Raw genomic sequence first — 14,886 nt, 5'->3', positions numbered from 1 at the left:
GATAGGAGATGGGGCAACAATCGGGTGTTCCCCGGACGTCATGGCTGGTCGTCGGCGAGCGTCGTCGACTTCGGCTCGGCGAGCCAGGCGCACAACTGGTCGTGCACCTCTGGGTGGTTGAGCAGATCGAAGTGGTGCAGGCCGCCGAGGTGGCGGCCGTTGTCGGAGCTGAACGGCAGGTGCCGGCGGTTACCGCTGCCGGCGGCGCTGCGGTACGGGACCACCAGGTCGCCCAGGACCGTGGCCAGCGGGCTGTCGCGCTGCCGGGTGAGGGTGGCGCCGATGAAGTAGTGGTTGGCGTGCGGCAGGAACGGCACGTCGGTGCAGTTGTCGCGCGGCAGCGTGTCCGGGTCGACGTCGCGCCAGTCCTCCTCCAGCAGCGCACCGTAGTTGAGGTCGTGGACTCCGGCGCTGCGCTCGCTGAGCAGCCGGGCGATGGGCCGGCTCTCGGGGAGCCGGGCCAGCAGCCACGCCGTGGTGTGCACGCCGCGGGCCAGCGGCGCTCCCAGGTGTGGCGTGCCCAGGAACGCGACGTGCCGCACCGCCGGCACCCATCGGTGGCCGGCGGCGGCGCCTTGCTGGCCGGCGCTGCGGATCACCAGGCCCCCCATCGAGTGGCCGATGAGGGTGATCTGCTCGACGGCGACCGGCCAGTGGGCGAGCAGTTCCTCGAGCAGGGCGGCCAGCCGGAGGCCGTTGTCGGACACGTGCAGGCCGGTGTTGTACCGCAGGTAGACGGGGGTGTATGCGAGGTCGCGCCGCAGCCGCGAGCCGAGCGTGGTGCGCTCCGTTCCGTGGTGTCGTTCGGCGGCCAGGGACCAGTACTCCTCGGTCTCGCACAGACCGTGGACGAACAGCGCGATCCGTGGGCTCGCCGTGGGGAAGGCCGCCCGCAGCGCGTCGGTGGTGAGCGGGACGTCCTCGTGGCGCGACCGGACCGCCATCGGGGTGGCCAGGTCCGGGTGTCGGCCGCTGAGTGTGTCGCCCCAGATTCCGTTGACCACGGCGAGGGTCAACCGGCCGGCCTGGTGACCCGACAGCGGAGCTTTTTCGGGGCGCCACCCGTGGCCGACGGCAACGCCGATCACTCGGGGTAGCAGGGCGTGGGCGCCGAGGACGGTCGCGTACACCCCGCTCGCGATGATGCCGTGCACGGCGCGGACCGGCTGCGCTGCCGGTCCCGCGGCGGTGAAAGCGCGGTCGGCGATCGCCCGGTGGGTGTCTCGGACCAGGCCCACCGCACCGGCCAGAGCGTCACCGACCAACCGCCCGACCGCCCGGATCTCCGCATCGCTGCCCACGACAAGCTCCCGTCCCGGTATCGGTTCTCCCGTCAGCGTGCGGCGTGTTGGCCGGCAGGGCAAGGGCTTACCCCCTCCGGGTCTCCCGGGTCACTGCCAGCACCTCCGCGAGGCCCTCGCGCATGCGGTCGACCAGCACGTGCGGGTCGGGCACGGCGGCGTGGTCGATGTTCATCCCGAAGCAGCAGGTGCCGGCGTGAGACACCATCGCCGCCATCACCGCGACGCCGGGCAGCGGCCCGAACGGATAGGTCCGCTCGACCTTCGCGCCGGCCAGGTAGATCGGGTACGGCGTGCCGGGGAGGTTCGACGTGGACAGGTCGGTGGCCGCGGAGAGCCGGCCGACTGCGGCGCCCACCGCCGATGGAACCCGGTTCAGCACCGGCACGAGTGCCGACATGCTGTCCAGAGCCGGTTCCACCCGCAGCGACAGTCCGATGCCGCGGATCGCGGCGATCCGTTCCTCGGGGTCCTCCGTCCCGATCGGCGCGGCGAACGTCGCGCCCGCCCACTTGCTGCCGCCCATCGGGTCGTCCGACTTGCGCAGGCTGACCGGCATCGTCATCGGCATCTCGTCCAGCTCGACGCCGTGCCACTCGTGGTAGCGGCGCATCCCGCCGAGTAGCGCGGCGATGGCGGCGTCGTTGACCGACCCGCCGGCGGCCTTCGCCGCCGCGTCGAGGTCGGCCAGGGGGCATTCCATCACGCCGAACCGCCACGACCTGCCGGTCCGGCCGCGGAACAGCGGTGAGCCCGGCACCGGCCGCGGTGCCACGGTGCGACGCAGCGATCCGGCGAACGACAGCGCGCTCTCGGCCGCGGTGGCCGGATGAGCCAGTGCCCGCGCCCCGGACGTCAGCAGTTTCCCGGCCGCTGACGGAAGGGCCCGTACCTGCTCGGCCAGTTCCTCGACCACGAGCCACCGCGCATCCGGCCGGGACTCGTGCGGCGAGGTCGCGACCGGCTTGTCGTCGGTGTGTTCCCGGCGCCGGCTCTGGATCAGCGACACCAGCGGCACGCCGCCCAGGCCGTCGGTGAGCGCATGATGCAGCTTGAGGAAGTACGCGGCCCTGCCGTCCGGCAACCCTTCGACGAGCGTGCCCTCCCAGAGCGGACGCGTGCGGTCGAACGGTGCCATCGCGGCGCCTTGGGCGAAGGCCAGCACCTCCGCCAGCCCTCCCGGCGCGGGCAGGCTCACCCGGCGCAGGTGATAGTCCAGGTCGAAGGCCGGGTCGAACACCCAGGCCGGCGGCCCGACCGGCACGGCGGGCTCCAGTACGCGTTTCCGCGTCCGCGGCACCAGCCTGGTCGCCCACTCGTGCGCGGCGTGCAACCGGTCCCAATCCGGCACCGTGTCCAGCATCATCAGGACCGAGATGGTCGACGACTGCCGCGGGTGCCGCTCGCTGCGCCACATCAGGGTCTCGAGTTCGGTCATTCGATCCCCGGCGCCCCACTCGCCGGCCAGCGCCCACGCCTCCTCGTTCGATCTGATCGGGTCGAGCGCCGCCTGGCTCGCTCGCTTGGGTTTGCGGGCGCTCATGGTGCGCTCACCTCCCGCGGCCAGTCCGCCAGGGTGTCGGTGACCCGCTGTCGTACCTCGGCGACCCGCTCGTCCAAGTCGTCGACCGTCCAGTCGCCGGTGTCGATGGGGTCCAGCACCGCGACGTCGACCGTGCCGGGGTTGACGATCATCGAGCGCCGCCAGGCCAGCTCGCCCGTGTTGCGCAGCACGATCGGCACGATCGGCACGCCGGCCTGCAGGGCGATGTGGAATGCGCCCTTCTTGAACCGGCCCAGTCTCGGCGTCGGCATCCGGGTGCCCTCGGGCAGGATGAGGATCGAGGTGCCCGCCCGCAGCCTCCGCACGACCCCGTCCAGGGTGTTCTTGGCCTTCGTCAGGTCGGAACGGTCGATCCACGCCGGGTCGAGCAGCGTGCCGATGATGATCATCCGCGGATCGAGGCGCGCTTCCTTCTTGGCCACGGCGGTGAAGTCGCGCCGCAGAAGCGTGCCGAGCACCAGGACGTCCAGGGTGCTCTGGTGGTTGGCGATGAAGACCGCGGGGCGGGCCTTCCAGAGGTTCTCCGCACCCACCACGTTGACCTTTACGCCGGCGAGGGCGAGCCCGATGCCGGTGGACAGCTCGATGCCGGTGTTGACTCCGCGCCGGCGGTCACCGGTGAGCCACCCGAACGCCACGCCGGCAGCCAGCCCGATGTTCGTCCCCACCAGCCCGCCGGCCGTGCCGAGGTACGCGCACAGCCCCGGTGATTTCGGTTCCCGCAGCAGCAGCACCGGCCAGCCGTACTCCTCGGCGGCCCTGCGCAGCATGGGGTGCGGGTTCAGCGCGTACGGCCGGCCGACAGTACCGAGGAACGCGATGTCCTCCGCCCCGTTGGCGTACCCGTAGCTCCGTCTGAGGTCGATCCCGCGGGCGCGGGCGAACGCCCGCACCGCGCCGGCCTTCCGCTCGCCCCACAGCATGCCGGTGGTGCTGCGCCCGGTGAGGACGCCGTTCTCATCCTCCAGCTCCGTGCACACGATGTGCGGTATGCCGAGATCGCGTGCCACCGGTTCGATCTGTACCCGGGTGGCAGAGGAAGCCACCACGACGGTGTGGCCCCGACGCAGGTGAGCGCGGACGAGGTCGCGGGCCTCCGGCCGCATCGTCCCGGCGATCTTCTGGACGAACAACCGTTCGCCGAAATCCGCCACGGAGTCCACGGTTCGGCCCCTCAGCCCCGCGAAACCGATCGTGCCGATGGTCTGCGGGTCGCCGCCCAACACGGTGCCGTCCACCGCGGCGACGATGACGCGGGCCAGCTCCAGGGCGCCGACCTGGCCCTTGCGGATCCGGTCCCGGTAGATGGAGTTCGCGGTGTAGCCCTGCACGAGTGTCCCGTCGAAGTCGAAGAACGCGCCGATCTTCGGTCCTCCGGGTGCGTTTCGGACCGCCTCGGCGGCCTCGGCGGCGGTGGCGTTCATGGTCGATCCTGGCGGGCCAGCTCGGCGATCACGTTTACCCGGCGCACCGTCCCACATATCTCCTCCAGGAAATCGCGGCGCCGCTTGGCTGTCCCGGGTACGCCGGACTCGACCAGATCGCGGTGCCTCGCCAACCGCAGGGCCGGCTTGAACAGCTCCAGGGAAACCGACTCCTCGCTGGCCAGGTGTCTCTGCAGGGCCCATTGCCGGCCGACCCGGAGGCACTCGTCGAGGAAGCGCGGTTCGTCGAACGGCTCGTCGTCGTCCTCCCAGGCGGCCAGCCGGTCGGCCACGACGTGATAGGCGTCCAGGAAGGGCCGCAATACCAGATGGGCGACCAGTGGCTCGCCGTCCTGCAGCCATCGCTTGGCGTCGGCGGGGGTGAACTCGTGCAGCCCTCCGGCCTGTCCGGGGTCGACGATCGCCAGCTCGGCGGCCATCTCCTCGGCGAACTCCCGGCGGGGTGGGAAGAAGAAGTCGAATTTGAGCAAGTCGCGCAGGCGCAGGGTCTCCCTGTTCGCGGTCTGCAACCCGTTCTCGTCGCCCGCCATCGCCGCCGCGAGGCCGAGCTCGCCGATCGCCCGGTCCACCAGCACGTGCACCGCCGTGTTTCGGTAGAACGCGGCGACTAGATGCTGGCCAGGACCGATCCGCCAGACCGTCTCGGTGCCGCCGTCATAGCTGGCCAGCACGCCGGAACGGACAAGGTCGTCCAGGGTGCGGCGAATGGTGGCCCGGTCAGTCAGGTCCGCCGCGCCGGCCACCGGCCGCCCGCGTTGCCTGATGTACCGCGCGAGCGGGGCGACGGTGGCCAGCACCTCGTCCAGGGTCAGCGCGCGGTCGGCGGCGAGCAGCGCGAGACAGACGACGGCCGTCGTCGTCACCGGCGTGGCCCGGTTGATGCGGTGACAGGTCTCCAGGGCGATCCGCTCGACCACGCGTGACTCGGCCCGATCGTCGGCCCGCAGCTCGGCCCGCAGCTCGGCCAGCCTTTCCCGCAGCGGAAGTGGCTCACCGAACCGCAGATACACTCGACCGAACCTCTCCCGCTGAGACCGTCCGAAGTTCCACAACCAGCGCAGGTCCTCCGGGCGCTTGGTGCTGCCGCGGGCCTCGTCGGTCATCATCGAGACCTCGTGCAGCTGCTCGTACACGATCGAGACCGGAACGATCAGCGGCTGGGCGCCGGTTGCCGTGTCGAGCGCGTCGATGATGTAGCGCAGCACGCCGTAGGTCGGCGGGCGGAGCTTTCCGGTTCGCGTCCGGCCGCCCTCGATCGACCAGCAGAGGTTGCGCCGATTCCGGATCATTTGGGCGACGTACGCCCGCAGCGTCAGCCGGTACACCGGGATGTCGGCCGTCGCCCGCCGGACGTACACGAAACCCGACCGGCGGAGCAGGTGGTTGAACGGGAAGACGTCCAGGTTGGCTCCGGCCAGCACGAACGCCGGCGTGATGCCGTTCTGGGACACCGCGGCGGGCACCGTGACACCGTCGAGATAAGACCGGTGCGAGAACGGGAACAGCAACGACCGCTGGCGATCGAGCGCACGCAGTCGCCGCGTCTGCTCGGGGTCGACGACCAGGTCGTGGGCCCGGGACAGCCATTGACTGAACCTGGCCCAGTCCTTCGGCGCCCGCCCGGTGTGCGTGGCGCCCATCTCGCGCAGATAGCCGGCCGACTCGGCGCGTACGTCCCGCGGATCGCGGCCGAGCGACCGGGCGATTTCGGTGAGCCGCTCCGTGAAGCCGGCGCTGGACAGCAGCTGCGCGACCTCCGGCGGGTCCGTCGGCAGCGGGCTCGTCGGCTCGTCAAGGACGCCGAAGCGCTGTAGCGCCCGGCGAGCCCCGATCCGGTCCAGCGAGTTCAGGATCGAGGGATGCTCGGTGCTGTTCGGATTCATCGCGACCTCGCAAGTGCGCGCGTGGATGCCCACCCCAGTCTTTGCTTCACCACGGGTTGGGCTCAACCGCCGAAGGGGACAGGCCCGCAGGCCCTTCGGCCCTACGCGAAAGACTCCACTGGTCGCAGACCGCCCGGCGGCCGCTCGCCGGCGTGCTGTCGCCGTTTCAAAGGCGATGGTGCCGGGAGATGGCGGACAGGTGCCGCAGTGTCAGCGGGCGTGGTCTCTTCCCGGCGGGCACTCGTTCCAGTCGGGTGGCCAAGGCGAGGAACAACTGGGCGGTGGTGAACGCGTCGCCGAGGGCATGATGCGGGGTATGGACCGGCAGCCCCAGTTTGCGGGAGGCCGTCTCCAGGTCGGGCTCGCGGACGGGATTGCGGTCTGCGAGCCGGCAGGCTCGCAGTAGGGCGGCGGTGTCGATGACCACTCGCCCGAGAGCGACTCCGCGCAGACGCAGCGCCCGATTGAGGAAGGCGCGTTCGACCCAGGCCGCGTGCGCCACCAGGACCCGGTTGGTCAGCAGGCCGATGAGGTCGTCCACGGCCTCGTCGATGGTGGGTGCGTCGGCCAGGTCGGCGGGGCGTAGCCCGTGGACGGTCAGCGCGGGAACCGAGATCGCCCGGGTTGGGCGCACCAGGCCGTACGCGGTCCGACCGCACGGGATCCGCGCCTGCGCCACGATCGCCGCCCCGTAGGCGACGATCTCGTCGCGGCGCAGATCCAGTCCGGTGGTCTCCAGATCGATGACGCAGAACTCCGCCGCGCGCCAGGCGGTGCCCAGGTGTGGCCCGGGAAGCGGCACCGGACTGCGGAACCTCACCGGAGGAGTGTCATCGGTCGAGCCGCCTCATCCAGTCGCGGTCCACCCGCGTCTGCACCAGGGCGATGGCGCGAAACGACTCGCGCAGGTGCCGGCGGGTGAGGGTGTCGAGATCCCGGGGGGCGAAGAACGTCGTCGGTGTGACACCACCGCGGACGGCCTGCACCTCGTGTCGCAGCAGCAGCGAGTAGACGTTGTCGAAGCCGCCGGCCAGGGTGTCGGCCTCGTCGGTGCTGAGCAGGCCCAGCTGGGCGCCGCGGCGCAGCCGGTCGGTGGTCGTGCCGCGGGCGTCGCCGCTGACGATGGCGATCCAGCGCGCCAGGGCCACCACCGGAGCCAGCCCACCGCTCTTGAGGTCCAGTTGGCCGCGGTGTTCACCGCTGTGAGCGACGACGAAGTTCCGAACGAATCCGGTGGGCGGCCGCCAGCCCAGCGCCTCGTCGAGCAGTGCCCGCAGAAACTGGGTGGTGCGGGTGTGCGAGCCGATCTGCTCGGTCAGCGCACGGCCGAGTGGCAGGTTGGTCACCGGGCGGCTGTCGGCCACCATCGCCGACAGCAGCAGGGCGTTCTCCTGGGTGGGGTCGAGCTGCCAGGCGCGGGCGGCGGCGGCCCAGCCGGACCGGGACCGACTGAAGACCGGATTGTGGGCGTTCGCGCCGTTCGCGCACAAGGTCAGCCCGCAGCGTCGCACCTCGCTCAGCACCTGCCAGGCTTCCGCCCGGATCGTCTCGGCCACCTCCGGCGCCGACTCCGGCGGGTCGGCCCAGACCAGTGCGGTGTCGACGTCCGACAGCGGTAGTGGTTCCCTGCGCGCCAGCGAGCCGAGCAGGACCCACGAGTGCCGGATGGCGGCCAGCGCCGGGCTGTGGTGCAGGTCCAGCACCCGCCGGAGGACGGCGTCGATGACGGCGGCGTGCACCGCGCCGATGTGCGCGGCGGCCACTCCGGTGTCGGACAGCTCGACGATCGTGGTCGGGAGCAACCGTGCCGCTTGGGCCAGCTGGTCGATCGAGGCGGCGCTCTCGATCGCCGAGCGGATCAGCAACGGGTCACGGACTTCGGCCTGGGCGAGATCGACCACCCGTACCACGCCGACCGGCCGACCGGACTGGTCGGTCACCACGAGGTGGTGCACTCCGTGTTCCACCATGCACAGCAGGCCGGCGGCCTGGGTGGCGTCCTCGTCGATGGTCAGAGCGGGCACGGTCGCCAGCTGCGCGATGGGCGCGTCGATGCCGATGTGCCCGGCGGCCACTCGGCGCCGGAAGTCGTGGTCGGTGACGATTCCCAGACCGGCGGTCGTCCGCACCAGCGCGCAGGAGGTCGCTGCGCAGCCGATCTGGTCGGCGACATCACGGATCCGGTCCGTTTCGGCGCACCAGACAACGGGGCGCATCAGGTCCGCGAGCCGCCGGTCGCCACGGCTCACCCCGCCGTCGGTGAGGCGTTCCCGCCGGGGGACCGCATCCACCGCGGTGAACCGCAGCCTCTCGGGGTGGGCGAGCAAGGCGCGCGGGTCGGGGATGCGCAGGCACAGGCTCTCTTCCTGGGCGCGCACCAGCAGCCGTGGTGGCAGGTCGGACAACAGCCAGAGATGCCCGAACGTGTCACCCGGACCGAGCAGGTCGACGACCTGCCCACGATCCAGCACCTCCAGCGCGCCGGTCCGGACCACCCACAGGTGATCAAGGCGGTTCTCGTCGTCGGCGACGACCACGGAGCCGGCGGCGAAGTACTCGACCTCCACGCGCGCCACCAGCCGGGCCAGGTCCGCGGCGTCGAGCGCGTCGAAGGGCGGCTGACCACTGAGGAAGTCGGCGAACTCCTGCACCGCGACCCGCTTCCCGATCCGTCGTAGAGCCTCGTGCCGTTATCCCGCCGTCGCCTGGGATGCCTCTGGCGTGACGCCATCCTTGCCCGCCTTGCCGTCAGAGGCCAGTGTCCCGGCGGGCCGGCCCGTTCTGTCCGGTGACATCGCGTCTGGGTCGGGTCTCTGTCGAGCCGCATCGTTCGCACCGGCGGACCTGGTCGCGCTGCTCGTCGCCGACGTAGCCGAACTGTCCCCAGGCATGGCGCGCCTGTTCGTCCCCCTCCCCGCAGGAAGCGTGGATTCTGACGGTCTCGGCTCGGCTGCTCGGCAGGAACCAGCCCTCGGCACGCCGTCCCGTCGGGGACACTGCTCTTCTCAGGATTCTCATCTCGGCTTCCTGATCAACGTTGTTCGGGGTCGGGCCGCGGACCGGCCACGATCAGCGTCGCGCCGCCCCGGCGCGCCGGGGCAGGGCCGGGTGGGCCGTTCCTCCCCGGTCCTTCGGCCCGTCCGCGAGACGGTCACCGCAATGCCCCGGGACGCGTGTAATAGGCCCTCCGGTCCGGTTTCCTATCATCCGGCCGGGACCCGGTCCCCTCGCAGACAGGCCCAAGGTCCCTATCTCGCCTGGATCTTCCACGACAGGCTGACTGAGGCAGACGCGCCGGCGACGATATCGCGGGCGCTCATCGGAACTGAGCAGCGAGGTAGCGACCGTGTCCGTCAACCCAGCGCACCACGACCAGATGGCGGAGGCGGCGGCCGGAGACCGGCCGGGCGACGACGTGCGTGGCCGCACTCGCGTCCTGACCCTCTCCAGCATCAGCTTCACCGTCATGTTCGCGGTGTGGCTGATGTTCGGCATCCTCGGCAAGCCGATCAGCAAGGAGTTCCACCTCTCCGAGGTGCAACTGTCCTGGATCATCGCCGCCGCCGTGCTCAACGGCTCGATCTGGCGCCTTCCCGCCGGGATGGTGACCGACCGGCTCGGCGGGCGTCGGGTGATGACCGCCATGCTCGCCGCGACCGCGGTCGCGGCGTACCTGGTCTCCCTCGCCGACTCCTACGCCATGCTGCTGGTGCTGGCGTTCCTGGTGGGCTTCGCCGGCAACTCCTTCTCCGCGGGCATCGCCTGGAACTCGGCCTGGCAGCCCCGCCGGCACCAGGGCTTCGCGCTGGGCGTCTTCGGCGCGGGCAACGTCGGCGCCTCGGTCACCAAGTTCATCGGCCCTCCGCTGATCGCGGGCACCGCCGGTGCCACCTACCTCGGCTTCCTTGCGGGCGGCTGGCGCCTGGTTCCGGTCGTCTACGCCGTGTTGCTGCTCATCCTCGCGGCAGCGACCTGGTTCCTCGCGCCCCGCCAGGACCGGATGCCCGGCCGAGGCATCCCGCTGCGTGCACAGCTCATGCCGCTCAAGCAGTTGCGGGTGTGGCGGTTCAGCCTGTACTACGTCGCGGTCTTCGGGGCCTACGTGGCGCTCGCCGCCTGGCTGCCGACCTACTACATGGACAACTTCGAGGTGTCGCTGCAGACCGCGGCCTATTTGACCGCGCTGTTCATCTTCCCCGCCTCACTGCTGCGCCCGCTCGGCGGATCCTTGTCCGACCGCCTCGGTGCCCGCCGCGTCATGTACTGGACGTTCGGCGTCATGCTGGTCAGCGCCGGCGTGCTGATGATGCCCCCGGGCCACATCGTCGTCGACCATGTGGACGGCACCCAGACCACCCACTTGGCCTACCAGATCGGCATCGTGCCGTTCACCGTGCTGGTCGTCCTGCTCGGTTGCGCGATGGGCATCGGCAAGGCCGCCGTGTACAAGCACATCCCGGAGTATTTCCCGCAGAGCGTGGGACCCGTGGGTGGCCTGGTGGGCACGCTCGGTGGCCTCGGCGGATTCTTCCTGCCGCCGCTGTTCGCCTACACCAAGGCGTGGACCGGGCTGCCGTCCAGCACCTTCCTGGTCCTGTTCCTCCTCATCGCGGGGTGCGCCATCTGGATGCACCTCACCGTCGTGCGGATGCTCCACCACGAATCACCCGACCTTGCCACCCACATCGAGAAGCCGAGCCACACCGACCGAGCAGCCGTGTCCGCTGGCGTGGCGATCCGTGAGCCCGAGGAGGCCCGCGCATGAATACCGAACTCTCCACGTCCCCGAGCACCCCCCGGCCCGCCGGCCGTGAATGGCTGCAGTCCTGGGACCCGGAAAATCCCGAGACCTGGGACCACCGCCTGGCCTGGCGCACGCTCTGGATCAGCACCTTCACCCTGACGCTGTGCTTCGCGTCGTGGTTCCTCGCGTCCGCGATCGCGCCCAAGCTCACGAACCTCGGCTTCGACCTCAGCACCAGCCAGCTCTACTGGCTGACCGCGATGCCGGGTCTGGCGGGCGGACTGATGCGCGTGATGTGGATGGTGCTGCCGCCGATCATGGGCACCCGGAAGATGGTCACCCTGACCACCCTGCTGCTGCTCATCCCGGTGGTGGGGTGGGGGGTGCAGGTGCAGGACCCGACGACGCCGTTCTGGATGCTGTTGTCGTTGTCCTTCCTGTCCGGCATCGGGGGTGGGGCGTTCTCCGGCTTCATGCCCAGCACCTCCTACTTCTTCCCGCGCCGCAAGCAAGGCACCGCGCTCGGCTTGCAGGCGGGGATCGGTAACTTCGGGGTGTCGTTGGTCCAGCTGGCGACCCCGTGGATCATCGGCTTCTCGATGATCGGTTTCCTCGGCGGGTCTCAGCCGATGGCCGGTACGCCCGGCAAGCCGGCGCAGGAGGTCTGGTATCAGAACGTGGCCTACATCTATGTCCCGTTCATTGTGGTCGGGGCCGTGCTCGCCTGGACCATGCTGCGCTCGGTGCCCGTGGTGGCCAACGTCCGGCAGCAGTTCGACATCTTCCGCAACCCCGACACCTGGTGGATGACGCTGCTGTACGTCATGACCTTCGGCACCTTCGCCGGCCTGTCCGCTCAGTTCGGCTTGTTGATGAGGAACCTGTACGGTGCCGGGAACCCCGACATCGTGCAGGGCGCCGGCGCTGCGGCGCGGCTGCTCATCGACGGCTACACGGTGCCCGATCCGGTCACCTTCGTGTTCCTCGGCCCGCTGGTGGGTGCGGCAGCCCGGGTCCTGTTCAGCCCGCTGACCGACCGGTTCGGCGGCGCCCGGTGGACCCTCGTGTCCGGCATCGGCATCATCGCGTCCATCGCGTTCACGCTCACGGGCCTGCGGCCCGACACCAGTTCGGCCGCGACCCTGGACGCCGGCTTCGATCGGTTCCTGTGGGGGATGCTCGCGATCTTCCTGTTCAGCGGCATCGGCAACGCGTCGACCTTCAAACAGATGCCGATGATCTTCGAACGCCGGCAGGCCGGCGGCGTCATCGGCTGGACGGCCGCGATCGCCGCGTTCGGCCCGTTCTTCTTCGGCTTCGGCCTGACCCTCATGTCCCCGACCGCCTTCTACCTCATCGGCCTGGTCTTCGCGATCCTCTGCGTCATCGTGACCTGGCGGCGCTACGCCCGGCCCGGGGCGCCGAAACCGAGCTGATCATTGTCCGCCACGGGCGGGGCGCAAGCCCTCGCCCGTGGGCGGAACTCACGTCGCGGGTGCGGCCGGCGGCCGCTCGGCGCAGACGGTGTCGCGGGTCGGGTACGGCAAACCGGCCGGCCGTACGCCCCGACGACCGCTGGCCGACGTGTTGTCGCCCCGCGTGAGTCTGTCGGTGCGCAGCTCGGCCGACCGGTGAGGTGATTCATCGCGGCGCTTGTCCGGCGCCGCGCATGATCAATCTGTCGTGGATCGCGGCGCGCCGAAGAGCACCGCGGTCAGGGTTTGGTTGATGTGCCCGAGCCAGCTTTCGCCGTAGGTGTGGAATCCGGCGGTGGGGATGTCGGCGAGCGCGTCGACGAACTGGTCGCCGAGGTCCTTCTGGTCGATCTCCAGCCGGCGCAGGATGCAGTTGAACATCACCGCGCCGGCGACGTGGCCGCCGAGATCGTCGGCGGCCCTGCGCAGGTCGTGGCGGGTTTCCGCGACCAGATCCGTGCCGCGCATCAGCTCGACCTGCATCTGCGGGAGCACCTGGCAGTAGAACTTGAGACCGCGCCCTTCGACGACCTGTTGCGGGCTGCGGATCCACGGCTTGCCGTCGATCATGAGGCCGACGGGGTGGGACATGAACACCGTCGAGCCGAGATCGTGGATGCCGCAGCCGACGGCTTCGGCGTACACCTGGGCGGCGGGGCGGCCGTCGAGCTCCCAGACGATCCGTTCCGGTACGTCCGCGTCGGTGATGGTGAGCGTGCGCCCCACCGGCTCGAAGCTGCACGACTTGATCACCCGGAACGGTGCGTCGGATTCCAGGACGAGCAGCGCGGCGCCGTGGTCGTGCCCGGTCCCGTCGGCGTACACGGTCGTCTTGGTGAAGGCCAGGTCGTCGCCGGCCGATCCGCCGACGAACGACAGCAGCGGCGCGGCGTTGCCCAGCAGGTCGTTGACGCGCTCCTCGTCGCCGTGCAGGCCGTCGATGAGCACGAAGCCGACGTACCGATCGGGGTCCAGGTCCCGCAGCGGCCGGTCCAGCTGTCGCTCGAGCTGGGCCACCGCGGCGGTGATGCCCGCGTCCACGCCGCGGTCGAGGTCGGCGAGGGCGGCCGCCGCGGTGCGGACCAGGGATCTGGGCAGCGCGATCGCGCTCACCCCGCCGGTGCCGGTCGCCCGCTCGGTGAACTCGCCCGCCGTGGTGCAGCCGATCACCGCCGCCGCCGGGAAGTGCCGGGTCAGGGCCTGTGCGATCGGGTCGCCGCCGATCGCGGGGGAGGCGAAGAACATCAGCGCCGCGGCGTCGACGTCGCCGAGGCCCTCGATGAGCTCTTCGGCCGCTTTCCGGGTGTCCGGCTGCCAGCTCACCGCGCTGCGCAGCCGGGTCTTCACCGCTGTCAACTCCATGGTTGTCTTCTCCCGCTCGATGGTGTCAGGTCAGAGCACATAGCCCATATCGGCCAGGGCCACGCGTACTTTCTCCACGACGGCAGGGTCGTTGGCCTGCTCCGGTCGAGGCTGGCGCAGGTTGACACCGGTCCGCAGAATCAGCCTCGTCGAGATCGCGGACGTACTGGCCGCGTTGCCGATCTTCTTCTCCAACCTCGCCGCCAGGTCCGCGAGTGATGCCACCGCTACGGCCATCGCTGCTGCTCCTCAGGTCTGCTCGTGATTCGAAACGCGGCTCCCAGAATCCTCCAGGCGGTGGCGAGCCGGACGGGAATCCCGAAACCGGCCTGGTGCGCCAGGCCGGACGCCCCTACCAGCCGGGACGTGGGAGGAGGAAGCGTGGAGCCATGAGAACAACATCGTGGAAGGGCATCGGTGGCGCGGCCCTGATGGCGGCATCCGCGGCGGCGGCATACTCGCCGCCGGCCCGGCGGTTGTACCTGCACTATGGGGCGACAGACGAGGAGGTCACGAGGGTGCTCCCCGGCGACGACCTACTGCCGGACGCGGACGTGGTGTCCACCCGGGCCCTGACGATCGAGGCGGCGCCGGCCACGGTGTGGCCGTGGCTCGTGCAGATGGGCGGCGGGCGTGGCGGCGGGTACAGCTATGACTGGATCGAGAACCTGCTCGGATCGGACATGCGCAGCGCCGACGACATCCTGCCGCAGTTCCAGGATCTCGCCGTGGGCGACGTACTGCCGATCGGACCGAAGGGCCCCGGCATGCGGGTGGAGATCCTCGATCCGGAACGTACGCTCGCGCTCCGGTCGACCGACGGCGCCTGGGTGTGGATCTTCCACCTGGAGACCCGCTGGCTGGAGACCCGGCTGATCAGCCGGAACCGGATAGCCGCGGGCGCCTCGTGGCCGCGCCGCCTGGTCGACCGGGTCGTCATGGAGCCGGGCGGTCTCGTCATGGAACGGCGGATGCTGCGGGGCATCAAGGAGCGTGTCGAGTGGAGCGGGCACCTTTCCGCGTCGTTATCCAGCCCGTCATGAGCACCGCCTCCGGCGAACTGATCTGTTGAACGGGACCTTTGGCCCGGGTGTCTGGGGCACGATCATGGT

Annotated in this window: 11 protein-coding genes; 3 read left to right on the top strand and 8 right to left on the bottom strand. The window is 70.5% G+C overall.

Features of this window, described 5'->3' with window-relative positions:
- Positions 1-38 precede the first annotated feature (38 nt).
- From DMB66_RS14245 to DMB66_RS14220, 6 genes are all read right to left on the bottom strand, one after another.
- Positions 39-1,301: a triacylglycerol lipase gene (locus DMB66_RS14245; protein WP_125804550.1), complete on the bottom strand. Its 1,263-nt coding sequence runs from the start codon at positions 1,299-1,301 to the stop codon at positions 39-41.
- 67 nt (positions 1,302-1,368) lie between these two features.
- Positions 1,369-2,844: a wax ester/triacylglycerol synthase domain-containing protein gene (locus DMB66_RS14240; RefSeq protein WP_125804549.1), complete on the bottom strand. Its 1,476-nt coding sequence runs from the start codon at positions 2,842-2,844 to the stop codon at positions 1,369-1,371.
- Positions 2,841-4,289 (bottom strand): HAD-IB family hydrolase, encoded by a 1,449-nt coding sequence (locus DMB66_RS14235; RefSeq protein WP_158647231.1) that lies wholly within the window; start codon positions 4,287-4,289, stop codon positions 2,841-2,843. The genes DMB66_RS14240 and DMB66_RS14235 overlap by 4 nt, the downstream gene beginning before the upstream one ends.
- A complete protein-coding gene (locus DMB66_RS14230) occupies positions 4,286-6,193 on the bottom strand; it encodes a lysophospholipid acyltransferase (protein ID WP_125804547.1) in 1,908 nt (635 codons plus the stop codon). The genes DMB66_RS14235 and DMB66_RS14230 overlap by 4 nt, the downstream gene beginning before the upstream one ends.
- Positions 6,194-6,359: 166 nt before the next feature.
- Positions 6,360-7,013 carry a 3'-5' exonuclease gene (locus DMB66_RS14225; RefSeq protein ID WP_125804546.1) on the bottom strand — a complete coding sequence of 218 codons (654 nt, stop codon included), beginning with the start codon at positions 7,011-7,013 and terminating at the stop codon, positions 6,360-6,362.
- A gap of 10 nt (positions 7,014-7,023) precedes the next feature.
- Positions 7,024-8,844, bottom strand: a complete 1,821-nt coding sequence (locus tag DMB66_RS14220) for a putative nucleotidyltransferase substrate binding domain-containing protein (RefSeq protein ID WP_125804545.1) — start codon at positions 8,842-8,844, stop codon at positions 7,024-7,026.
- 695 nt (positions 8,845-9,539) lie between these two features.
- Between DMB66_RS14220 and DMB66_RS14215 the strand changes: the two genes are divergently transcribed.
- Entirely contained in the window at positions 9,540-10,958 is a 1,419-nt protein-coding gene (locus DMB66_RS14215; RefSeq protein ID WP_370318379.1) for a nitrate/nitrite transporter, read from the top strand.
- Positions 10,955-12,373 carry an MFS transporter gene (locus DMB66_RS14210; RefSeq protein ID WP_125804544.1) on the top strand — a complete coding sequence of 473 codons (1,419 nt, stop codon included), beginning with the start codon at positions 10,955-10,957 and terminating at the stop codon, positions 12,371-12,373. The genes DMB66_RS14215 and DMB66_RS14210 overlap by 4 nt, the downstream gene beginning before the upstream one ends.
- 237 nt (positions 12,374-12,610) lie before the next feature.
- Here the strand turns inward: DMB66_RS14210 and DMB66_RS14205 are convergent, their stop codons facing one another.
- On the bottom strand, positions 12,611-13,774 hold the full coding sequence (locus DMB66_RS14205) for an FIST signal transduction protein (protein ID WP_125804543.1): 1,164 nt from the start codon (positions 13,772-13,774) through the stop codon (positions 12,611-12,613).
- Between the two features lie 30 nt (positions 13,775-13,804).
- The gene (locus DMB66_RS14200) at positions 13,805-14,011 is read right to left on the bottom strand and encodes a hypothetical protein (protein WP_125804542.1); all 207 of its coding nucleotides are present in this window, start codon (positions 14,009-14,011) and stop codon (positions 13,805-13,807) included.
- Positions 14,012-14,163: 152 nt separating this feature from the next.
- On the opposite strand from DMB66_RS14200, the gene DMB66_RS14195 reads away from it, so the two are divergent.
- The gene (locus DMB66_RS14195) at positions 14,164-14,817 is read left to right on the top strand and encodes an SRPBCC family protein (RefSeq protein ID WP_125804541.1); all 654 of its coding nucleotides are present in this window, start codon (positions 14,164-14,166) and stop codon (positions 14,815-14,817) included.
- Positions 14,818-14,886 lie beyond the last annotated feature (69 nt).

The sequence above is a fragment of the Actinoplanes sp. ATCC 53533 genome (assembly GCF_003947245.1).
Note: the sequence above shows the minus strand (reverse complement) of the source record. Positions and strands in the feature narration are given on the sequence as shown.